Annotated in this window: 20 protein-coding genes; 15 read left to right on the top strand and 5 right to left on the bottom strand. The window is 46.3% G+C overall.

Annotation, left to right across the window (positions count from 1 at the left end; translation table 11 throughout):
* The first annotated feature begins 136 nt into the window (after positions 1 to 136).
* The 3 genes from ACOZB4_RS28535 to ACOZB4_RS28545 all read left to right on the top strand — a co-directional run bounded on the left by ACOZB4_RS28535 (position 137) and on the right by ACOZB4_RS28545 (position 5653).
* On the top strand, positions 137 to 2206 hold the full coding sequence (locus tag ACOZB4_RS28535) for a catalase (protein WP_379405712.1): 2070 nt from the start codon (positions 137 to 139) through the stop codon (positions 2204 to 2206).
* Positions 2207 to 2464: 258 nt separating this feature from the next.
* Entirely contained in the window at positions 2465 to 3751 is a 1287-nt protein-coding gene (locus tag ACOZB4_RS28540; RefSeq protein WP_379405714.1) for a histidine--tRNA ligase, read from the top strand.
* Positions 3752 to 3865: 114 nt separating this feature from the next.
* A complete protein-coding gene (locus ACOZB4_RS28545) occupies positions 3866 to 5653 on the top strand; it encodes an ABC transporter substrate-binding protein (RefSeq protein ID WP_379405717.1) in 1788 nt (595 codons plus the stop codon).
* A 51-nt stretch (positions 5654 to 5704) separates the two neighbouring features.
* Here the strand turns inward: ACOZB4_RS28545 and ACOZB4_RS28550 are convergent, their stop codons facing one another.
* Together ACOZB4_RS28550 and ACOZB4_RS28555 are read right to left on the bottom strand one after the other, a co-directional pair.
* The gene (locus ACOZB4_RS28550) at positions 5705 to 5911 is read right to left on the bottom strand and encodes a hypothetical protein (protein WP_076321717.1); all 207 of its coding nucleotides are present in this window, start codon (positions 5909 to 5911) and stop codon (positions 5705 to 5707) included.
* Positions 5912 to 6066: 155 nt separating this feature from the next.
* Positions 6067 to 6990 carry a cation diffusion facilitator family transporter gene (locus tag ACOZB4_RS28555; protein ID WP_379405720.1) on the bottom strand — a complete coding sequence of 308 codons (924 nt, stop codon included), beginning with the start codon at positions 6988 to 6990 and terminating at the stop codon, positions 6067 to 6069.
* Between the two features lie 262 nt (positions 6991 to 7252).
* Between ACOZB4_RS28555 and ACOZB4_RS28560 the strand changes: the two genes are divergently transcribed.
* Positions 7253 to 8356, top strand: coding sequence for a threonine aldolase family protein (locus ACOZB4_RS28560; protein ID WP_379405722.1), 1104 nt, complete (start codon positions 7253 to 7255; stop codon positions 8354 to 8356).
* Between the two features lie 40 nt (positions 8357 to 8396).
* Here ACOZB4_RS28560 and ACOZB4_RS28565 read toward each other — a convergent pair whose 3' ends face one another.
* Together ACOZB4_RS28565 and ACOZB4_RS28570 are read right to left on the bottom strand one after the other, a co-directional pair.
* The gene (locus ACOZB4_RS28565; protein WP_379405724.1) at positions 8397 to 8810 is read right to left on the bottom strand and encodes a hypothetical protein; all 414 of its coding nucleotides are present in this window, start codon (positions 8808 to 8810) and stop codon (positions 8397 to 8399) included.
* Between the two features lie 249 nt (positions 8811 to 9059).
* Complete coding sequence (locus ACOZB4_RS28570) at positions 9060 to 10340, bottom strand: XRE family transcriptional regulator (protein WP_379405726.1); 1281 nt, start codon at positions 10338 to 10340, stop codon at positions 9060 to 9062.
* 241 nt (positions 10341 to 10581) lie between these two features.
* On the opposite strand from ACOZB4_RS28570, the gene ACOZB4_RS28575 reads away from it, so the two are divergent.
* From ACOZB4_RS28575 to ACOZB4_RS28585, 3 genes are all read left to right on the top strand, one after another.
* Positions 10582 to 10902: a serine hydrolase domain-containing protein gene (locus ACOZB4_RS28575; protein WP_379405728.1), complete on the top strand. Its 321-nt coding sequence runs from the start codon at positions 10582 to 10584 to the stop codon at positions 10900 to 10902.
* Positions 10903 to 10925: 23 nt separating this feature from the next.
* Positions 10926 to 11291, top strand: a complete 366-nt coding sequence (locus tag ACOZB4_RS28580) for a hypothetical protein (protein ID WP_379405730.1) — start codon at positions 10926 to 10928, stop codon at positions 11289 to 11291.
* A 407-nt stretch (positions 11292 to 11698) separates the two neighbouring features.
* On the top strand, positions 11699 to 11971 hold the full coding sequence (locus tag ACOZB4_RS28585) for a CD3324 family protein (protein WP_379405732.1): 273 nt from the start codon (positions 11699 to 11701) through the stop codon (positions 11969 to 11971).
* A gap of 77 nt (positions 11972 to 12048) precedes the next feature.
* Here the strand turns inward: ACOZB4_RS28585 and ACOZB4_RS28590 are convergent, their stop codons facing one another.
* Positions 12049 to 13017 (bottom strand): S-layer homology domain-containing protein, encoded by a 969-nt coding sequence (locus ACOZB4_RS28590; RefSeq protein WP_379405734.1) that lies wholly within the window; start codon positions 13015 to 13017, stop codon positions 12049 to 12051.
* A 178-nt stretch (positions 13018 to 13195) separates the two neighbouring features.
* Between ACOZB4_RS28590 and ACOZB4_RS28595 the strand changes: the two genes are divergently transcribed.
* The 8 genes from ACOZB4_RS28595 (at position 13196) to ACOZB4_RS28630 (ending at position 20033) form a co-directional block, all read left to right on the top strand.
* Positions 13196 to 14068, top strand: coding sequence for a phosphotransferase family protein (locus tag ACOZB4_RS28595; RefSeq protein ID WP_379405736.1), 873 nt, complete (start codon positions 13196 to 13198; stop codon positions 14066 to 14068).
* Between the two features lie 54 nt (positions 14069 to 14122).
* The gene (locus tag ACOZB4_RS28600) at positions 14123 to 14635 is read left to right on the top strand and encodes a GNAT family N-acetyltransferase (protein ID WP_339265483.1); all 513 of its coding nucleotides are present in this window, start codon (positions 14123 to 14125) and stop codon (positions 14633 to 14635) included.
* Positions 14636 to 14882: 247 nt separating this feature from the next.
* Positions 14883 to 15032 (top strand): hypothetical protein, encoded by a 150-nt coding sequence (locus ACOZB4_RS28605; protein WP_215163912.1) that lies wholly within the window; start codon positions 14883 to 14885, stop codon positions 15030 to 15032.
* Positions 15033 to 15176: 144 nt separating this feature from the next.
* Positions 15177 to 15551: a VOC family protein gene (locus ACOZB4_RS28610; RefSeq protein ID WP_379405739.1), complete on the top strand. Its 375-nt coding sequence runs from the start codon at positions 15177 to 15179 to the stop codon at positions 15549 to 15551.
* A gap of 32 nt (positions 15552 to 15583) precedes the next feature.
* A complete protein-coding gene (locus tag ACOZB4_RS28615; protein WP_379405741.1) occupies positions 15584 to 16198 on the top strand; it encodes a histidine phosphatase family protein in 615 nt (204 codons plus the stop codon).
* A 180-nt stretch (positions 16199 to 16378) separates the two neighbouring features.
* Entirely contained in the window at positions 16379 to 18595 is a 2217-nt protein-coding gene (locus tag ACOZB4_RS28620) for a stalk domain-containing protein (RefSeq protein ID WP_379405743.1), read from the top strand.
* A 229-nt stretch (positions 18596 to 18824) separates the two neighbouring features.
* On the top strand, positions 18825 to 19475 hold the full coding sequence (gene catA / locus ACOZB4_RS28625) for a type A chloramphenicol O-acetyltransferase (protein WP_379405745.1): 651 nt from the start codon (positions 18825 to 18827) through the stop codon (positions 19473 to 19475).
* 228 nt (positions 19476 to 19703) lie between these two features.
* Positions 19704 to 20033 carry a four-helix bundle copper-binding protein gene (locus ACOZB4_RS28630; protein ID WP_379406147.1) on the top strand — a complete coding sequence of 110 codons (330 nt, stop codon included), beginning with the start codon at positions 19704 to 19706 and terminating at the stop codon, positions 20031 to 20033.
* Positions 20034 to 21126 lie beyond the last annotated feature (1093 nt).

Raw genomic sequence — 21126 nt, forward strand, 5'->3', positions numbered from 1 at the left:
CATGAAGGAAGTTTGAAGCTGGATTCGTATTCCATTTTGCAGGGTAATTACATTTCGGGTTCGCAAGCGGATCTATTACCAAGTGCAACTTCGTCAGACACTCATCTACTACCTACATACCAGGAGGTTCCGACAAATGGACAATTCAAACGCCAATTCGAATGCTAACAGCAGTTACAACAAGACGAGCAAGGACCAACAGCTGGAACAGTTCACGGTAGACAATGACGCTAAGGAACTGACAACCAATCAGGGACTTAAGGTCTCTGAGGATGAACATTCGCTTAAAGCGGGAGAGCGCGGTCCGACCTTGATGGAGGACTTCCATTTCAGAGAGAAGATGACGCATTTCGACCATGAGCGGATTCCGGAACGGATTGTGCATGCCCGCGGTTTTGGGGCTCACGGTTATTTTCAGCTATATGAATCCATGAAAGATTATACAAAAGCCAAATTTCTGCAGGACCCTTCCGTCGTCACCCCAGTGTTTGTCCGATTCTCCACGGTTGCGGGCTCCAGGGGATCAGCGGACACTGTCAGGGACGTACGCGGTTTCGCAACCAAGTTTTATACGGAAGAAGGGAATTATGATCTGGTTGGCAACAATATGCCGGTTTTTTTCATACAGGATGCCATGAAGTTTCCTGATTTTATTCACGCTGTTAAACCTGAGCCTCATAACGAGATTCCGCAGGCGCAATCCGCCCATGATACGTTCTGGGATTTTGTCGCAAACAATTCGGAAAGCGCGCACATGATTATGTGGGCGATGTCCGACCGCTCACTTCCGCGAAGCTTCCGAATGATGGAGGGCTTCGGCGTCCATACCTTCCGTTTCGTGAACGAAGAAGGACAAGCGCATTTCGTGAAATTTCACTGGAAGCCCGTGCTCGGCACGCATTCCCTCGTATGGGATGAAACGCAGAAGCTGGCAGGCAAGGATCCTGACTTTAACCGCCGCGATCTGTGGGATGCGATCGAATCAGGGAATTATCCGGAATTTGAGTTTGGTGTTCAAATGATTCGGGAGGATGAGGAATTCAATTTTGGTTTTGACATCCTTGATCCGACCAAGATTTGGCCCGAAGAACTCATTCCCGTCAAAATCATCGGTAAGATGACGCTCAATCGCAATACGGATAATTTTTTTGCGGAGACGGAACAGATTGCATTCCATCCGGGACATGTCGTACCTGGAATCGATTTTACCAATGATCCGCTTCTGCAAGGCCGCTTGTTCTCCTATACCGATACCCAGCTTTCACGGCTTGGTGGACCCAATTTCCACGAAATTCCGATCAACCGCCCGATTGCACCGGTTCATAACAATCAGCGTGACGGGATGCACCGTATGACCATTAATAAGGGACCCGTCAGCTACCACAAGAACGGCATTGCCGGTAACACGCCGAAGCCGGTTCCAGTGGAGCGCGGCGGTTACGAGCATTATACCGAGAAGGTGGAAGGACGTAAGGTGCAGGCACGCAGTGACAGTTTTAAGGATCATTTCAGCCAAGCAGCCCTGTTCTGGAACAGCATGTCTGAGGTCGAGAAGCAGCATATCGTAGCCGCATTCCAGTTCGAGCTTGGTAAAGTGCAGCGAAAGGAAATTCGCCAGCAGGTCGTCGACCTGTTCGCGAACGTTGATAGCGAACTTGCCACCCGAATTTCGGAGGGGATTGGAACCATGCCTCCGCAAACCAGTGGATCCGCTTCCAGCGAGTCTTCTCCGGCACTGAGCATGATGAATACCGTGAAGCTCCCGTTAACCCGTAAAGTGGCGGTACTGGCAGGCAACGGATTCACGGATGAACTCCCGTTTGTGCTTACGCAGCTGCAGCAAGCCGGCATCATCACCGAAGTGGTTAGCGCCAAGCTCGGCGCAATTCAAGGCAAGGCCGGCGCGGAATTGGAAGTGAACCATTCGCTGCTGGGGGCGGATTCAGTCTTGTTCGATGCGGTGCTTGTCGCAGGCGGCGCGTTAAGTGTATCGGAGCTCCTGGCGGAGCAGAAGGTGCTGGATTTCGTCAAGGAAGCGTATCAGCATTTCAAACCGATCGCAGCCATCGCCGAAGGGGCTAATTTACTTCCTTCATCCAGCGGCGAAGGGATCGTTGTTGCTCAGGAGAATGTGGATCTGAAGCCGTTTGGCGAAGCCTTCATTGAGGCGATCGCGGCGCATCGCCATTGGTCGCGCACCATCTAAGAATGGATTGCCCTTGAATTAATAAATGGATTGCGCTATAATCCCCCTTAATCACTAGCTAAAAAAGGTGAAGGGGATACTAATATGATAAACATTAAATTCAATCAACTTCATCATCACAAGCAGCGTTAGCACGCCTGTCATTCTACAGGGTGGGCTAACGCTGTTCGCGTTGGCCTCCCTGCCGCATATCAAGCGCGCGGGACCATGAGGTCCGGCGCGTTTTTTATTTTCATTAGAACGAAAGGATGAGTAGCGATGCAGAACGTAAAAGGAACGTATGATTATTTTGGCCAAGAGCAAGCGGTCCGAAGAAAGGTGCAATCGACGCTGCGTGAAGTGTTTGAATGCTATGACTATGCTGAAATGGAGACAACCATTCTGAATGAATCGGACCTGTTGTCTTCCAAATACGCAGGAGGGGAAGAAATTCTGAAGGAAATGTACCAGCTGACGGATCAAGGCACGCGACGTCTGGGGCTCCGGTACGATCTGACGATTCCATTCGCTAAGGTGATCGCGCTGAATCCCGTCATCAGCCAGCCATTCAAGCGTTATGAGATGGGGAAGGTATTCCGGGATGGTCCCGTGAAACGGGGAAGATTGCGGGAGTTTCTGCAGTGCGACGTTGATGTGGTGGGGATCTCGGGACCAGAAGCGGAAGTTGAGCTAATGCAGCTTGCAGTAGAAGTGTTTCGGAGACTTGAGATTCCGATCATTCTCAGGTGGAACAATCGAAGCTTTCTGGGTGAAGTTCTTGGCGCTATGGGCGTACCGGAAGAGATGAAACCATCCGTCATGCTGACGCTGGATAAGCTCGATAAGATTGGCAAAGAGGGGGTTCGGCAAGAACTTTCGGCGAAGGTACTCGAACCGGAGATTTGTCATCAAATTCTCGATTTTGTTGATCTCAAGGAGCCGACATTTGAGCAGATAACGAGCAAATACAGCCTGGACAACGAGCGCGGAGCACAAGAAGTCCAGATCCTGCAAAATATGCTGCAGCGCGTCGGGTTGCAAGACATCTGCGTATTTGATCCGTTTCTGTCAAGAGGCTTGTCATTCTACACGGGAACCGTTTACGAAATTTTTGACGCATTGCACGATTTCCGTTCAAGCTTGGGCGGAGGCGGCAGATATGATGCGATTATCGGGCAGCTCGTTGGACGCGAGGATATTGCCTATCCTACGGTAGGTCTTTCGTTTGGCATGGAATCCATCATGGAGATGATCCGGAACCGTCCGATTGAAACGAACAAGCCGCTCGTTATGGTTATCCCGATAGGAGAAACCGTTCCGGAAGGATTGACGGTTGCAGCAGTACTTCGGAATCGCGGGATTCATACTCGATTGGCGGACAACCGGCGCAAATTAAAAAAAGTATTAGCATCCGTTTCAGCTGAAAGCATCCCTTATGCTATCCTGATTGGCGAAGATGAAGCGGCTTCGGGCATGGTCCGACTGAAGAAAATGACCGAGGGCACGGAGCTTACACTGACTCTGCAGGAAGCGGGAGAGCTCATTATTCAATCCTGTGAAGGATGAATGCCTTTGTTCTTTTTTGAATATAATGGTTTTCTACCGAAAAGGTACTCGCGCTCGAAACGATCTCCAAGTAGAATAAAGCGTATAGATTTTACCAGGGGGGAGCGGATTGCAATGCTGTACGAACAATTCTTCATGCTGCACCAGAAGCTTGCTGTTAACGCTCCAGCCAATACGGCTACGGAAGTGACGCTTGAGCAGATCGCCGATACGCTGTATTGCACAACGCGGAATGCCAAACTCGTTATACGCAAGCTCGAGGAGAAGAGTTGGATTATATGGAAGGCAGGACGTGGGCGAGGAATCCGTTCCAAGCTTACCTTTGTAGCCGATCAAGCAGATCTGCTTAAGGAAGCAGCGCAGCAGCTCGCGATAAGAGGGGAATATAAGCAAGCCTTCGAACTGCTGCGTACCTATGGTCAGGGTATGCACACCAATGATTCTTATGTGGAATGGATGAACGGGCATTTTGGCTTTAGCAAGGAGATGAACGAAGGGGAAGAAGAAGCAATGGATTCTCTGCGGCTTCCGGTTTACCGCCTGATTGAAACGTTGGATCCCGCCGAATGCTACTACAGTTTTCAAGCTCACATGATCCAGCAGATATTTGACCGGTTGGTGATATACGATAATGCAAATGATCAATACCTCCCCGTTATCGCGCATTATTGGAAGAGCAATGAGGATGGAACGATCTGGACCTTTCATCTGCGTAAAGGAATACGGTTCCATGACGGTAAAGAATTGTCGGCGGAGGACGTGAAATTCTCGGTGGAACGCCTGGGACGGGATAAACGAAATGCTTGGATCGTGCGTGAACTGCAGCGGGTAGAGGTGGTGTCCCCCCGTGAGGTTCGTTTTATTCTTAACAAGCCGAATCGAATTTTCATTCGGTTTCTTAGCTCCATTTGCATGTCCATCGTGCCTAAACATTTGGTAAGCGTCCATGAAGAACAGTTCTGGAAGCAACCTGTTGGAACGGGCCCCTTTCGGGTAGAGGAATGGACCGATGATCGGCTCACCATTCATGCTAACCCCCATTATTATCATGGGAGACCGCATTTGGACAACATCCACATTATCTTGATGCCGGAAGATGCGGAGCATTGCGAGGTCAGCTGGGAGCGGCTGCTGCGGAATCCGGAGCATATCGATCATAACGGTGAGAAGCATGCTGTTGATGTCATCGAATCCTCCGAAGGCTGCACGACGTTGATTACATGGAATATGAAAAAGCCGGGGCCTTATCAGTCCATCGAATTTCGCCGGGCATTCAACCTCATTCTGAACCGTGCGGAGATGATACGCGAACTTGGTGACAATCGGCTTTATCCAGCCAAAGGGTTCATCATGGATGAGCAAGCGCCTTATCGTAAAGACCGATATGATCCCGAACTCGCAAAGTCACTGCTGAAACAGTCGGGTTATGACGGCTCTCCCATTACGATGGCTACGCTCGCTAAGCATATTAAAGATGCCGAATGGGTTCAGAATCAATGCGCTTCCATCGGGATTCCATTGATCATCCGAGAGGAGAGGATGGATACCATGCACCAACTGGATGTGATGCACAGCATGGATTGTATCTTGCACGGCCTTGTTCTTCCAGGTGAAGAAGTATGTTTAATCGAGAACTACGTGCAGAAGGGAAGCGTAGTTAAAGAGTTCATGGATCCTTCGCTGCATCATTGGGTGAAAGAATGCATAGATGATGCGCTTGCCAGCGAATGGTATGAGGAGCGTTTGAGTATTTTATCCCATATTGAAGAGAGGCTTCGGGAGGAAGCGCATGTTTCATTCTTGACTCACACGAGATTTTACGCAAGCTTGGATCCTTCTTATAAAGGGGTTGTCATCAATAATCTGGGATGGCTGGACTTCAAGCAGATTTGGCGAGAATGATTTCTTCCCATAAAAAGAGCAAGCGCGGTTATTCGCGCTTGCTCTTTTTACTTATAAGGATTTCGTACGGCTTCTTCGGGATCTCCGCTTTCGAAAGAAGCCATGAAGTTTATCGAGAATTCGAATATGGGTTGAGGTATGCTGCGATTCACACGCGATCTCGTCATGAATAATGAATCTTCCTTGACGATCAAGTTCGTCCCATTTTGCTTGCTGGTATTCGTTCAGCTTTTCCAGTGTATATACATCGTTGATCATGTTAACCTCCCTATCAGACATTCAGATTTCGCTGTAACGCCAGTAGAATGCCTTGATACTCTCATTATGGAGGTCAACCGAATTTGTAAAAAGTGTAAACCTCGGCAGCTCTTTTTCCCCTTTTCATGAACTAAAGGATTACCGCAGAGAAGAGATTAGACTTTATGATCACGATGGGTGATGGTGGAATTCTCAATCTGGATCGTGGCATGCTCGATGTGGAATCGACTGTCCAGAAGATCAATCGCTTGTTGCAGGATCTCATAAGTGTTCGCGTCATCTTGGGCGACGAGATGGCAGCTCAAGGAGTCGAAATTGGACGTAATCGTCCAAATATGAAGATCATGGATGCCGGTGACCCCAGGAATAGACAGGAGGGACTTCGTTACCTCTTCAGAGTTAATCGTTTCCGGTGCGCCCTCCATCAGAATATGAACGGTATTCTGTATGATTCTCCAGGCGCTCTTCAGAATCAAGATCGACACCAGGATGGATATGATCGGGTCCGCAATGTACCATCCGAAGGCAATCATCACGATCCCGGCGATGATTGCGCCGACTGAGCCGAGTGCATCACCGATAACATGGAGGTATGCGCTGCGGAGATTCACATTGTTCTTCACATCCCCCGTCCGCATCAAGAACCAGGCACTGAGAAGGTTAGCCAACAGCCCGATGGCCGCAATGAGCATCATGCTTCCGCTGGCGACGGTCGGCGGGTTATCAAAGCGCTGAATCGCTTCCCATACGATAAAACCGGCGATGACAAACAAGGCGACTCCATTTAATAGTGCTGCCAATATTTCAAAACGGTAAAAGCCGTAGGTTTTATTCGGCGATGCTGGCTTCGTAGCAAACCATAATGCGACCAGACTGAGCAGCAATGCGCTGGCATCACTTAACATATGTCCGGAATCGGATAACAGAGCTAAACTGTTGGTTAGCAAGCCCCCTATAAACTCTAGAATCATGATGCCAATTGTGATGATGAGGGCAATGGCAAGGCCTTTTTTGTTTCCTGAGCGGGCATGATCATGGTGGCTGTGGTCATGTCCATGATGGTGGTTATGATGATGCATAATCGAAAACTCCCTTCGGATCCATCTGTTGATTGTAATCAAAGATCATAAAACATTTTGTGTTATATATAATATGAGCATATGCTCATATATAATGTAATCCTACCGTTTGTTTTTGTCAAGTTTTTCCGAGGGTTTTGTGGAAGTGAAAATGATTTCTCACTTATTCATTTATCTAGTATGCTTGATAAGTGAGGAAATTAAATTTTTTTTGTGATGATTTGTTCTTATTATCGGTTGAAGAGAAGGAGTGGTATGCGACATGGGAGAACAACGTAAATCGATTAGTGAAGCTTATGGCGAAACAGCCTATCCATTGATTGGACATAGCCGCAGGAATCTCGAGGTGCTGCTTGAAGCATTTCGGGATGTGGATGGGTCGCAGATGGGGGATACATACGGCAAAGGGGCCATCATTGAGGAGTTTCAGGCGCGCATGGCAGACGTTCTGGGCAAAGAATCAGCTGTCTTTTTCCCAAGCGGAACCATGGCGCAGCAGATTGCTTTGCGGATCTGGTGCGATGATGCTGGGCTGAAACGAGTGGCCTATCATCCCCTCTGTCATCTGGAGATTCACGAAGAGGACGGGCTTAAGGAGCTGCATCAGATCGAACCGATTCTTCTTGCCGATAAAGAGCGTTTGATCACGCTTGAAGACGTGCAGAGCCTGGATCGTGACATTGCATGTTTGCTGCTGGAGTTGCCGCAGCGTGAAATTGGAGGGCAGCTGCCCGAATACGAAGAGTTGGAAGCGATATCGGCGTATTGCCGTTCGCAAGGCATTAAGCTGCATCTGGACGGGGCAAGATTGTTCGAGATCACCCCTTATTATCAAAAAACCGCGGCAGAAATCTGTGCACTGTTTGACAGTGTATATGTGTCCTTTTATAAAGGTATAGGTGGGATTGCCGGCGCCATTCTGGCTGGCGGCACCGATTTCGTGGCGCAGTCTAAGGTATGGAAAAGGCGTCATGGCGGTGATCTGGTCAGCCTATACCCGTATATCATTAGTTCAAGTTATTATTACACGGAAAGAATAGGTAACATGGGCCGATATTACCAGGAGGCTAAAGAGCTTGCAGCTTTGTTTAATTCGTGCGAGGGCGTGAATACGAAGCCTGCGGTGCCCGTATCGAATATGTTTCATGTCCATTTTGAATTGAACAAAGAACAGCTTGAACCCATTCTTATCGAGGTTTTCCGTGTCACGGGCATCGGATTGATCAGTTATCTGAACGAAGCAGGGGAAAGTCAATGTTATACGGAGGTTCACATTGGGGAACGGTACGGTAAAACACCGAGAGAAAGCATTCAAGAAGCTTTCCAATTGTTGAATGAGAAATTGCAGGAAGCTATGAGCACATGACAAAAGGACCTGAATGAGGTCCTTTTTATTTTGCCTATATTCATCCAATCGGTCCCATATAGACAAGCTCTGACGAATTGGCCGGATGCTGGGCAAGACCAATGATATCACCGGCTCTAGGAATTTGTAGTTTCGATACGAGGGTCTCCAGCGTTTTGGTATATTGGCTCCCATCGTTCTCGGTTACATCCAATTCCAGGATGACAACCGGGTCGAAATTGATCAGCTTTCCGGTATCCCGTACGGTTCGTACTTTAGCGGTGGCCGTTAATGCCAGGGCTCCGGTGGCTGCCATCTGCGCTTGCTTCGCCTGCTCCAAACTTTGATTGATGGCATTGCGATGCTCTTTCGGAACAAAACCTTTCATCATCATGCCGGTTAAACCTTTGTTCATCATTTTATCTGCTTTTTCCAGCGCGTCCTGCGGATTTTTCTTTTTTCCAAACCATCCCATAAGCTTAGCACCTCACTAGTAGAATTATTTATAATTCCATGTTACCCGTGGGGGTCTGAGGAGACAATGGTTTGGCAAGGATACAAAACTTCCGGCATTAGGAGTAAATCAACACGATACTTCTGCACAAACTTTTGCCGTATTCAAAGGTTTGTGCACTCTTTATCCTGTCGTACAGCGATTAAAATGAAGGGAACAACAAAAGTTTTGCGGGTGGAACATGCTTTTGTAACCTTTTAAGCTCATGAATTATTTACTTCGAAGCAGATAGACCAGCTTTTTGTAGTAAGATGCTGACTCTTTGTATTTCCTTAATTCCTCCGATACCGCGGCCAATGCTTCATATAAGGATTCAAGTCGCAATGTAAGATGATTGGATTCGTAGTATGGTAGACAAGACAGGGCATGCCCCATAAATTCATCATGATGACCGTGTGCCAAGGCTAGCTGACATTGGTAGTAGGCAACCGACATCTCTTGATCCGTTGTAAGCTCGATCGCTTTCAGCTCCTGAATATACTGGGTTAAAAGCCCCCATTGCTTTTGTGCTAAGACCAATTCACACCGGTAAATCAATACGACTGGACGGAATTGCTGCCGTACTTCCGCCACTTCCCGCGCGAGTAGTCCTTCGAAACGGTTGATTTCTTCTTCCGCTTTTTCATGATCTCCCTGCATCGTCAGCATGATGATCCGATTGTTCAGGATGGTTGACACCATGTTCCCCTGGTTTACCGCATAGACCAAATGGGCTTCTGCCATAGAGAGGGAGACCAGCGCCTCCTGATACAGTCCCATGGAATAACAGTAGCCGCTGTACGCGATGTACAGATCGGATAAGCGGTGAAACAAGCGGTCTTCATAAACCTGTCTCATCGTTCCTTCAAACACCTGCTTGGCCTGGTCATATTGCTTCAAAAATATACAGGCTTCCATTTTGAAGTTTTGAGTGGTCAGCCATAAATCGGTGCCGATCTGAACATGTTCGCTTAATCGGTTCACTTGGCTTAAAGCCTCATGATAGCGGTTCTTGGATCGATAGAATTGGATTTTATAGAACAGCATCGCTTTTTTCGCGGGCAGCGGGAGTTCTGCGTCATCGGGACGGCCGTATTTTTCCAGATAAAAATTGAGGTAATTCTGGTGCAGATATTCATGGGACACCGCATCGTTCACTTGTTGATAATAGACCGCCTTCATTAAGGCCGTTGTGAGTTCTATCGTAAGACTGTCATGTCGATCCGGTAGATCGTATATGCGCTCCTCCGTAACGTGAGAGACCGATTGGGATAATTCTTCAAAGATGCGTTCCGCGGTCTCGAGTGTATCCTTATCGGAATTAGCTGCATTGACTAAGTAGGAGGGGGTCACTTGCAAACGCTGTGCCAGATGCTCGGCAAGGTCCTCGGCCAGTGGATAACGATCGGCAAGGATGTTCGCAAAATGGGTGGTTGTCACTAATCCCTCTACCAGCTCTTTGCGAGCTATTCCTTTTTTCTTGCACAAGAAATCAATGCGCTCTTTTAACACGAAAGGAGACTCCTTCTATAACTGGATTTTGGGAAAAGTATACCATGCCGAGCGAGTCCAATCCGGACTGATGGTTAAAAGGGGAACAAGGACCTAGTCACTTGGGAGTGGAGTGTCGGGTTAGCAAGGAAATGTATCTTGGAGTGTCGAATGATGTATGATGCATGGGATGTCGGTCAATATATTTTGTTTCATAAAATTGCATAGTTGAAGGAAAGGGGATCATATGGGAGAGATTTTAATGACAATGGAATCGTTAAAGGGCATCCATACATATATCGAGGAGCAGATGAAGGCATGGAAGGTTCCGGGGTTGTCCGTTGCGGTGGTCAAGGATCAGGAGATCGTCATGATGGAAGGTTACGGGTATCGAAATATCGCCCAAAGCCTGCCTGTGACAAGTGAGACGCTGTTCGCGATCGGTTCCTCCACCAAAGCTTTTACTGCACTGGCAGCCGGAATTCTGGCGGGTGAAAAAATCTTGGATTTGGATATACCTGTGAAGGAGTATCTTCCTGATTTCAAAATGTTTGATGCTTTTGCAACGGAGCGGATTGGCTGATCGAACCTTATCGAGGCTTACGGATGGTGAGTCACGGAGGCAATATTGACGGCTTCACCGCACATGTTGCCTTTATTCCTACGGAGAAGATTGGCGTCGTGGTGTTGTCGAATCTCAATGGTACTCCGCTTCCTGTATTTATAGCCAATTACATTTTCGATTCTTTGCTCGGTGGCGAGGTCGAGGACTGGAGTGGACAAGCGTTGGGACAAAAGAAGGAAGCAACCGTTGCGAACGAGCCGGCCACAAACCGTGAGGCAACTTCAGGTGCGAAAGAACCCATTGTTCCATTGTCCAGTTCCTTATTAGATTTAACAGGGACGTATGTTCATGCAGCGTATGGAGAAATGATGGTTGAACTTACAGATGGAGAGCTTCGGGCACAATGAAGTTCCCCCTCACCCATCAAAATGGGAATCAGTTTGAACTCCATGTTACGGAGTTTGATATTAAAACCAAAGCGACTTTTCTTACGGACTCGAACGGGAATGTGGATCGCTTATCCGTTATTTTGTTATTCGAGCCTGGTGCAAAGGAAATTGAATTTGTTAGAATAGAGAGTAGAAGCGAGTGAACTTTGAATTATTATTCAAATTTGGCGAGGTGAAAATCATGATGGCTCACATTAGAAGCACAACCGTTCAAGTCGTTAAATCAGGCTCCGGGCAAAGCAGCACGGAAATATCGAGCAGAGAATTTGTTCGGAGCCTTCTTCAACATTAATTAGAGCTGCAATATTTCATGTGTTGGCTTTGCTCACTATTTACAAGATTCTATGTAGATAGGAGCAGGGAGAATGAAATACGAGAATGCACTAGATATTTTGCCTGAACACATAGTCAAAACCATTCAACAATATATTGATGGAAGTTATATTTATATTCCGAGAAAGTCGGAGAATCGGAAGTCCTGGGGAGAGCAAACCGGGGTAAAGAAGGATCTGGATATTCGGAATCAGAACATTTTCAAATGTTATATGCATGGCGACTCCATCCGTACATTGTCAGAACGATATTATTTAACAGAGCAATCGATCCGTAGAATTATTCGGGCAGAACGAATGAAATAATAGGCGTGATCGGGTTAGTTATCAGAAGGAAAGAGCGGCTAGGACACTTGTCCTGGCCGCTTTTAAATTAAGAAAAGTTACTTATCAGAAATTTGGAACGACCTTTTGATATTTTGTACGTCTAAAAACATGCCTTGATACTCGTTCTTGGCGTTATCATCCGATGGATCGTATTGGACATCAGTAGGCGTGTGGAATACATACACCTGATTACCTCGTTCCCCGAGCTGTACAGCTGGTATTTGTCCCTTGATTTCTTCCTCCTGCTCAGCCCAGTCACTCTTGGACCAGACGGAGATGGTGAACAGTGTGCCCTGGGTCATTGTATTGACGAAGTTCAGATGATGGCCGTTTCCGCTGGATTGATCACGGACTTCATAGCGCGTGTCCCAGCTCTTGGGAATCTCGAGTCGAAAGTGATAGGTGCTGTTTGTATACTCGTGGAATAAATCAGCGTGAGAGTAAATCTCCAAGCTTGGTGATACGTTATGCAGCTCATTGTATTTCATGGAGAACCGCTCGATTAGGGCCACGGCCTCAGCACGTGTGATTTCTTGATTTGCTTGATAGCTCCCAATGTTATTTCCTGATATTCCTTGTGCAAGGCCCAAGTCAAGCATGTATTGGATGGAATCCTTTAGATCGTAATTTTTGCCGGTGGCGTTCGCCAACAACTGAGCTGCCAATCCGCGCGTAAGCTTCTTCTTCGGTGACGCAGCCTTCCAGCCTAAGTTCCGGGCATACGTGATATAGGGTTCTTCCCATGGTGTCGCTGAGGAGTCGTCAGGGATAACCTTCGGGTAGGCAGCTCGAATGAGCATCGTCAAAAATTCGCTTTGTGTCACGGCCCGTTTCGGCTTGAATGTTCCATCCGGATACCCATCAACCACGTCTTGCTCCACGGCCCATTGAATGTGAGAGTAACCCCAATGATTCAATGGTACATCCTTGAACGGAGTCTCATCTGCAAGCGCAACTCCGCTATTCGTCCCTATGTAACAGATCGTAAGCAGAGTTAAAGCCAGCACTTTCCCTAAATTTTTCATTTCCGGATTCTCTCCTCATCGCGACAGATTTCTTACGTGGAATATAATGTCATCATTGGGCTTGTCATGCAAGAGTGATTCCAACGAAATTGCAAAATTGCTCTATAATGATTTACCAAGTTAAGGAAAAGCATTAAAATAGAGGTTAATGACATTCGCAAGTAGAAGGAGTTTATACATGAATCCATCATATACCCAGCGCATACAAGAAGTTTATCCACATTTACATATTCAAGACGTTGAGATTGACAGCATCGGTCAGAACAACGATGTGTTGATTGTGAATCAAACGCTTGTCTTCAGATTTCCTAAGTACGCAGCAAGTCTCAAAGCCATGATCAGAGAAACACAGTTATTGAATGGGATCAAGACCAAGGTAACGCTGCCTATACCGAATCCGATGTATGTTTCATTTGACGATATGCAGGTGGGCAAAATGTTCATGGGCTATCCGTTAATCGAAGGTCAACCGTTATGGACAGAAGATCTGCTTCCACACCGGAATTCGAACATCGAGGATAGGGTAGCGGAACAGTTGGTCGAATTTCTCGTTCAACTTCATGCTGTGGAGATCAATGAATGGATTGCTGACGATACGAATATCGTAAATGTCCACGAAGAGATGTCCGGATTGTACACTCAAATTCAAGACCATTTGTTTCGTTATATCAGGCCTGATGCACAAGAGGAAATCTCAAGCAACTTCACCAGGTTTCTGAACAACCCTGCGAATCATGACATTCGTCCAACCTGCATTCATGGTGATTTTGGCACGTCCAACATCCTCTGGAGTCCGGAGAAAGGCCGAATTACGGGTATTATAGATTTTGGAGGCTCTGGGATTGGAGATCCGGCTTATGATCTAGCGGGAATTCTGTCGGGGTACGGTCAAGAGTTCTTCGAAAAGTGCATCGCCATGTATCCGAATGGAGACCAAATTGCGGAGCGTGTACATTTTTATAGAAGCACATTTGCCTTGCAAGAGGCGCTGCATGGAGTTATTCATCAAGACGCTGAGGCGTTTGAGGCAGGCATACGAGATTTTAGATGAGACAATATCAGTGTTGAATCCTACCATTAAAATACATAACAGCGAGGTAAACCAATGGACGTTACATTAAAGGTGTTAGATAACACGGAGCTGAAAAGCATCTGGAAAGAAGCGTTTCAACAGCAAAATATAAATCGCCCGGATGAGTATTATGATTATTGCGAATATGAGAACCAAATCGGCAAGCGTGTCACCTTGTTGGCTTTTGTTCATGAGGAGCTGACTGGTGTTTCCCACTTGAAATACGAATCGAGTTATCCATATTTTCGAGATCAGAATATTCCGGAAATCAATGATCTGAATGTGTTCCCAGCGTACCAGAGAAACGGCATAGCTAACAGCATCCTAGAAGAATTCGAGAACATCGTCCGCCAAAAAATGCCGCGTATCGGTATCGGCGTGGGATTGTACAGAGACTATGGTGCGGCACAAAGAATCTATGTCCGTCGCGGTTATATTCCTGATGGCAACGGGATTATGTACAGCAATGAACCTGTGGTGCCCGGTGACATGGTATGTGCGGATGACGATTTGAATCTGTATCTGATTAAAGAGCTGGTTAAATAAAACATTAAAGCACCATGCCAACAATTTGCTACAGTTATATAAGTTTCAGGAGAGTGAACATGAGCTTCCTCATTCGATTAAATATATCGAGTTTTTTGTATGCATGGTTCCCTATTATGAATCCGGCAGACAAACCGAATCCTGTAACAGGACTCATTGCCATTGCAGTTTTGGGGTTGTACCCATTCTACCTGGCGATCGTTCATCTGTTTGGAACTGGTGTATCAGGTTCAGAAAGGAGCGGGCTATGATCATCGGCGTTCTTATCGTGGTGCTTATTATTGAACTCATTGTGATTGAGGTCAGACTCAAAAAGAAGTTGGATAATGACGAGAGAATCATTGAGAGACTCGATCTCATGATCAAAGATATACGTGAATTAAAGAATAAACCGTAGAATTACGATCTAGAGGAGTATGAAAAGATGGGCAATGTGAATAAATTCAATCGACTGAGCCCAACTAATTATGGCTAAAGTGATCGGGAATTTAAGCGTGGTAATGAGAAGGATCATAAATAAGCTCGAACAGGAGATCGAAAGATGAGTAAAGGGTTTTCCCACTGCTTGCAAATTTTCCCGACGTCTAACTTCGAGAAAACCAGCGAGTTTTATGAGCGAATCGGGTTCCGTGCTGTGAACTATTTTGATGCAGCAGAACCACATGTGTGCCTATACAAGGACGCTGTTGAGATTGTATTAACGAAGACTGATATTGAGGTTGTTCCGAATCGAATTCGTTACGGATATGGGTATGATGCTTATTTTATTACTTATGGACAACGGGAAATCCAGCAAAAGCTTATCGATTTGGACGTGAAGATTGTCAGAGCCTTATCGACGACGGATTATAACAATCATGAGTTTGTATTTGAGGATGTGGACGGGCGCTGGATTGCGGTTGGTAATAAGCTATAGAGCCGTAAGCGTGAAAAAAGGGGGGATAAGACATGGTTGAGATTCTGGTCGTCAGGCATGGACAATCGGAAGCGGATATTTTGAATCGGTGTGAAGGACGGGCTGACTATGCACTAACGGATCTTGGCCAGCAGCAGGCGCGGCTCCTAGCGGAGTGGATTCATCGTGAATACACCGTGGATGCCATTTTCTCCAGCACGTTAAACCGGGCCAAGCAGACCGCGGCAGCAATAGCTGAAACGACAAAAGTCCCCGTTACCTATGACGATGATTTAATGGAGCAAAATAATGGAGTCATAGCCGGTATGTTAAGAGAAGAGGCTTTACTTAAATATCCCTTGCCTGTTGGAGGAAGAAAGCGGCATGATGCGATTGAAGGTGGAGAATCTGAAGTGCAGTTCAGAGCAAGAGCCGAACAATTCATATCCAAGCTGTTTACTACAATCCATTGCGAGCCTGACTTGAAAAGAGTATGCATTGTCTCCCATGGCGGGATGATCTCGATGTTATTCCGAAGCTTCTTGAATCTTCCTTATCATACGGACATTCATATCCCGACTGGCGACACAGGTGTTCATCTATGGAGATATGATCGGAGCGGGAAAAAGATGATTGCGGCTACGAATTTGCAGGAGCATCTATCGTGAAATAATATATATTTAACTCCCGCTACGGCCATCGTGCTGTTGCGGGAGTTTTCATAGGTTTTACAATGTTCCATATCATCGTAAATATTATTAACAGATCAGAGAAACTTTTTTACCAAAATTTGCGTCTAATAGTATGACCTCAATAAATATCAAAAAAGGATTAGAAGGAGTTATGGAATGAAACTGAAGAAACGATCATTGCTAACCGTATTGGCTGTTGCCCAATTAGCTGCAGCTTATCCGGCGAGCGCGGATGCAAATACCGCAGACAAGCCACAACAGTCAGTCACCCAGGAAGTGTACGAGCAAAACGCTGCGGCAACCAAAGCATTAAAATCCGGGGGTACAGACGCTGCTCAAGAAACAACCGATACTACAGAGACAACCACTCAGACAGAGACAGTGACTGAAGGGTCTCAAGTGCCGAATGAAGAAGGAACAACCGAAGTACCGGTTGAGGAAACTGGCGAAGTGAAAGATCCGGCAACAACTACGGAAGAGCCGAGCAACCAGAATAACCAACAAACCGTAACAGGTAAAGAACTTATTCTATATTTTAATAGTACAAAAATGGTACAAGACGGCGTTACCTACAATGCACCACAGCCGATGCAAGTCAAAAAGGGAGTATCCTATGTTCCCATTCGTGCCCTTGTGGACCGTGTAGGTTTCAAGGTCACTTACGATAAGAAGACCAAAGAAACCGTCATTACCAAAGGAACCACTGAGCTTCGTTTCAAAACAGACAGCAGCAAGTATACCGTGAATGGCGTGACGAAAGAGATGAAGGGAACCTCCTACCAGACGAATAGCACCTTCATGGTTCCGCTGACAGCTATAACCCAAGCGCTGGATATTAAATATAAAGCGGATAATGTAGGCAAACGTGTCATCATGAATCTGGAAACCAAGCCCGTAGCCAAGTTTACGGTGGGACCTAAAGAGATTTTTGCAGGAGAAACAACAGTGACTTATACACCGCAGCTGGAGAATGTACAAGGTGAGATCATCGACGAGCGCTGGGAAGGCAAACAGGATATTTTCGATGCACCAGGCGAATACATAGTCACTTACTCGGTTCAGGATTCTACAGGAGCGTGGAGCGAGCCTTATAGCCAAAAGATTACGGTCATTCAGCCGAATCTACCTCCCGTTGCCATGTTCGAGACCGATAAGTCCGAGTATAAAATGGGTGAGTTGATTACCTATACGAACCTAAGTACTGATGACCAGGACAAGCCTGAGGATCTGACGTACAAGTGGGAGAATAAACAGTATGCTTTCTTCACACCGGGTGTTTATACGATCAAGTTAACGGCCACCGATAAGAAGGGACTTAGTTCCACCTACGAGACGACGATTAACGTGACAAACGAAACGTTATATAAAGAAGAGGATTTCAATATGCTCTTTATCCCGGAAGGGGAGAAATTCACGTTCCTTGGTAATGTAACTTCACGTGCGAAGATCAATTATGAATTTTACGACGAGCCAAGCACCTTGATTCGTAGTAACAGTCCCGAAACCGTCAACACCGAAGGCATTGTGTACCAAGAGACGGCAGTTGGCGATATGCGCTTTATGATTCACCATGTGAACAATTTGAATAAAAATGTGAAAATGTACGTTATTGCAACAAACAAGAACAGCACTCCGGTAACGCTCAGACAAGATTACTTGGGATTTGCAGGCCCGTCGCCGATCGCAACGGCAGCAGGCAAGAAGTCTGTGCTGAACTACTTCCAATCCATGCAGGACGATTCGAAGCGAACTTCAGTAACGCTTGCACCAGGTGAACAGAAGCTGGTCATGACGGAACTGAGCGATGTTAGAATGAAGCAAGGACATGTCATCTCCCTATACTCGGATATGTACAGCGACCTGCCGATTCAGTTCGATGTTGTGATGATTGATGAGAAATCCGATCCATTGAAGGTTCTGAGCACGCTGCCGATCCTGAATCGTGATGGTGTTCACAACCGGGGAACCTATCCGGATTCGACGCGGGTCATCCGTTATTCCGAACTGGTAGGTGCAGATTCCGAACGTCTTGTACTTGGAGACAATCAGGATGACCCTAACCTGGAAGGTATGGACCCTATGGTTGGAGACATTACGCACAACACGGGTAACTTTGGTGTCTTGTATAAAATCACTTTGGATCGCGTAGCGCCGGATACCCTGATCTCGTTTAACCCACGGGGCGGTAAGTACTCGGGATATGCCATGATAAATGGAACGATTGTACCGATCTATTCCCTTGGACAGGTAGCTCCCGGCGAGCAAGCAGTCCTCTACCGTACAGGCGATTACGAACAGAAGGTTGAAATCATGCTGACGGCTGCGCCGGGAAGCAATTTGCCAGTAAACCTGCTGTTTACCCAAATGCCTTAAGTTCTTCATTAAGATTGGATGACATAGAGGCTTTACGACTTAAGCAGCTGCTTGAGGAGTGAAGCCTCTTGCTGTATCATTTATAATAATGAAACTGGGCAGAATCAGTTAAACTCGAAGGTGTAACAGAAATCTGCTAATACGGAAACTTTGGAGTGATGGCGTGTGATTAGATCAGTGGATATTCCCTCCTGAAATAGAACGATTTTATTTTAGGAGGGCATAAACGATGAAATTTCATATTATAGATGTTGAACAGTGGACGAGAAAACCTTATTACGAGCATTATCGATCGAATAAGTGTACCTTTAGCATTACCGTGGATATCGACATTACTCGCTTGCTGTATTCGTTAAAAGCTAATGGATTCAAGCTTTATCCTGCTTTTATTTATATGGTTACCAGGGTTGTCAATAACCGGGTCGAATTCAAAACGTCCTATAGTCCCGAAGGGGAATTGGGTTACTGGGATAGGATGACGCCAAGCTATACTTTCTTCCATAATGATGACCATACCTTCTCCTGTTTATGGACAGCATGTTCGAATGATTTCTATCGATTTCACGATCATTACGAGCAGGACATGGAGCGTTATCGGGATGCAAAAGGGATTTTCGTTAAAGAGAATCCACCGCTGAACACGTTTCCCATATCCATGATACCCTGGGCAAGCTTTAGCGGATTTAATCTAAACATTGTCAATGAAGCAGACTATCTTCTTCCTATCATAACCGGAGGAAAATATATCGAGCAGGGTGGCCGTATTCTGCTCCCAGTCTCATTGCAGGTGCACCATGCTGTGTGTGATGGTTACCATGCCGGCATGTTCTTTCAAGATTTGCAGAGTTTGGCGGATTCATGTGAAGGCTGGTTAACTTAATTCATCTCCTATAAATGTTCAACTCGACCGTATATTTACGGGTAATGTTCCATTCATGGCAATCATGAAAAATAAGAGACGACTGCTGCGCAGTCGTCTTTTCTATTCGCACCAATGATCTCGACTCTATAAAATATCCTCATATTATCTTCACAAGTTATGGTTAATTACATACAACCTTGAAAAAAGGTAATCCTATGAGCGCTAAGACCGAAAGGAGAATGGATGATGTCACATGAACAAGTTCAACAATGTATCGAGGAATGCTTGCGCTGTATGATAGCCTGTAACCATTGTTACACCGCATGTTTGGACGAACATGATGTGGCGATGATGAAAGAATGCATTCGCTTGGACCGGCAGTGTGCGGATATTTGCGGATTTGCTGCTCAAGCGATGTCCACGAACAGTATGTATGCCACAGAAATATGCAGGATCTGCGTCGATGTCTGTGAAGCATGCGGCAACGAGTGTAAGAAGCATGACATGAAGCACTGCCAGGAATGTGCTGAAGCATGCTTCCGATGTGCGAAAGTATGCCGGGAGATGGTTGCCTAAGTAAGGCATCCATCGAACAGTAGGACGACGCGGGAAGAACCGCTATATGCGGGAATTGGCCCGTTATGGGTACATGAGGACAGAAGGGGCTCCGGTATATACTGGAATTCGCCCGTTAGAAGATCATGAGGCCAGAGGATTCGTTATATGCGGGAATCGGCCTATTTTGGGGTACATGCTGACAGAGGGGCTCCGGTATATACTGGAATTCGCCCGTTATGGAGAACACGGGGACAGAGGATCCGTTATTTCGCCGAAATCAGCCCATTATGGAGTTCATGCGGACACAGAATCCGCTATTGCACCACAATCACGGGTTAATCCCCCAATTATCTCGCAATAGCGGATCTCATGTCCGCATATTACTGCGAAATGGGTGATAACAAGGAAATAGCGGAACCAGTGTCCTCAAATATCGAAACTCGATAGACATTAACGATGCCGGGTGGCAAATCATAATGAGGGATTCGGTACACGGTTATCGCTGCTGAACTGAATAACAATTATAAGCAGAAATCGGACAAATTGGGCAGATGCAGACAGAGGATCTGCTATTTCGGCGAAATCAGCCTACTTTGGGGCACATGCGGACAGAAGAGTCCCGTCATATGCTGAAATTCGCCCAATATGGAAATCATGGGGGCAGAGGATCTGTTATATTGCAGAAATCGGCTTACTTTGGGGCACATGCAGACAGAGTAGTCTCCGCTATAAGCTGAAACTCGCTCATTATGGAAATCATGAGGACAGAGTATCTGTTATACGCGGGATCGGATTATATTGAGCACATGCAGACAGAGTAAACTCCGCTATATACTGGAATTCGCCCATTAGGAGATCATGAGGACAGAGAATCCGCTAATCTGCCGAAATCAGCCCATTATGGAGTTCACGCGGACACAGGATCCGTTATTGCACCATAATAACGGATTCAGCCCCTAAAGATCCCGCAATAACGGATCTCTTGTCCACATATTGCTACGAAAAGCGTAAAACCAAAGAAATAGCGGAATCAGTGTCCTCAAATATCGCAAATCCATGGACTTTAACAATGCTGGATAGCGGTATCGTAATAAGGAAATCTGTACACGGC

Origin of the sequence: Paenibacillus sp. NPDC058898 (assembly GCF_049316025.1) — a bacterium.
Classification (GTDB): Bacteria; Bacillota; Bacilli; order Paenibacillales; family Paenibacillaceae; genus Paenibacillus_AQ.

Bases quoted from the DNA above. Each gene is read 5' to 3' on its own strand.
- ACOZB4_RS28535 (WP_379405712.1), top strand. From the start codon at position 137: ATGGACAATTCAAACGCCAATTCGAATGCTAACAGCAGTTACAACAAG.
- ACOZB4_RS28540 (WP_379405714.1), top strand. From the start codon at position 2,465: ATGCAGAACGTAAAAGGAACGTATGATTATTTTGGCCAAGAGCAAGCG.
- ACOZB4_RS28545 (WP_379405717.1), top strand. From the start codon at position 3,866: ATGCTGTACGAACAATTCTTCATGCTGCACCAGAAGCTTGCTGTTAAC.
- ACOZB4_RS28550 (WP_076321717.1), bottom strand. From the start codon at position 5,911: ATGATCAACGATGTATATACACTGGAAAAGCTGAACGAATACCAGCAA.
- ACOZB4_RS28555 (WP_379405720.1), bottom strand. From the start codon at position 6,990: ATGCATCATCATAACCACCATCATGGACATGACCACAGCCACCATGAT.
- ACOZB4_RS28560 (WP_379405722.1), top strand. From the start codon at position 7,253: ATGGGAGAACAACGTAAATCGATTAGTGAAGCTTATGGCGAAACAGCC.
- ACOZB4_RS28565 (WP_379405724.1), bottom strand. From the start codon at position 8,810: ATGGGATGGTTTGGAAAAAAGAAAAATCCGCAGGACGCGCTGGAAAAA.
- ACOZB4_RS28575 (WP_379405728.1), top strand. From the start codon at position 10,582: ATGACAATGGAATCGTTAAAGGGCATCCATACATATATCGAGGAGCAG.
- ACOZB4_RS28580 (WP_379405730.1), top strand. From the start codon at position 10,926: ATGGTGAGTCACGGAGGCAATATTGACGGCTTCACCGCACATGTTGCC.
- ACOZB4_RS28585 (WP_379405732.1), top strand. From the start codon at position 11,699: ATGAAATACGAGAATGCACTAGATATTTTGCCTGAACACATAGTCAAA.
- ACOZB4_RS28590 (WP_379405734.1), bottom strand. From the start codon at position 13,017: ATGAAAAATTTAGGGAAAGTGCTGGCTTTAACTCTGCTTACGATCTGT.
- ACOZB4_RS28595 (WP_379405736.1), top strand. From the start codon at position 13,196: ATGAATCCATCATATACCCAGCGCATACAAGAAGTTTATCCACATTTA.
- ACOZB4_RS28600 (WP_339265483.1), top strand. From the start codon at position 14,123: ATGGACGTTACATTAAAGGTGTTAGATAACACGGAGCTGAAAAGCATC.
- ACOZB4_RS28605 (WP_215163912.1), top strand. From the start codon at position 14,883: ATGATCATCGGCGTTCTTATCGTGGTGCTTATTATTGAACTCATTGTG.
- ACOZB4_RS28610 (WP_379405739.1), top strand. From the start codon at position 15,177: ATGAGTAAAGGGTTTTCCCACTGCTTGCAAATTTTCCCGACGTCTAAC.
- ACOZB4_RS28615 (WP_379405741.1), top strand. From the start codon at position 15,584: ATGGTTGAGATTCTGGTCGTCAGGCATGGACAATCGGAAGCGGATATT.
- ACOZB4_RS28620 (WP_379405743.1), top strand. From the start codon at position 16,379: ATGAAACTGAAGAAACGATCATTGCTAACCGTATTGGCTGTTGCCCAA.
- catA (WP_379405745.1), top strand. From the start codon at position 18,825: ATGAAATTTCATATTATAGATGTTGAACAGTGGACGAGAAAACCTTAT.
- ACOZB4_RS28630 (WP_379406147.1), top strand. From the start codon at position 19,704: ATGTCACATGAACAAGTTCAACAATGTATCGAGGAATGCTTGCGCTGT.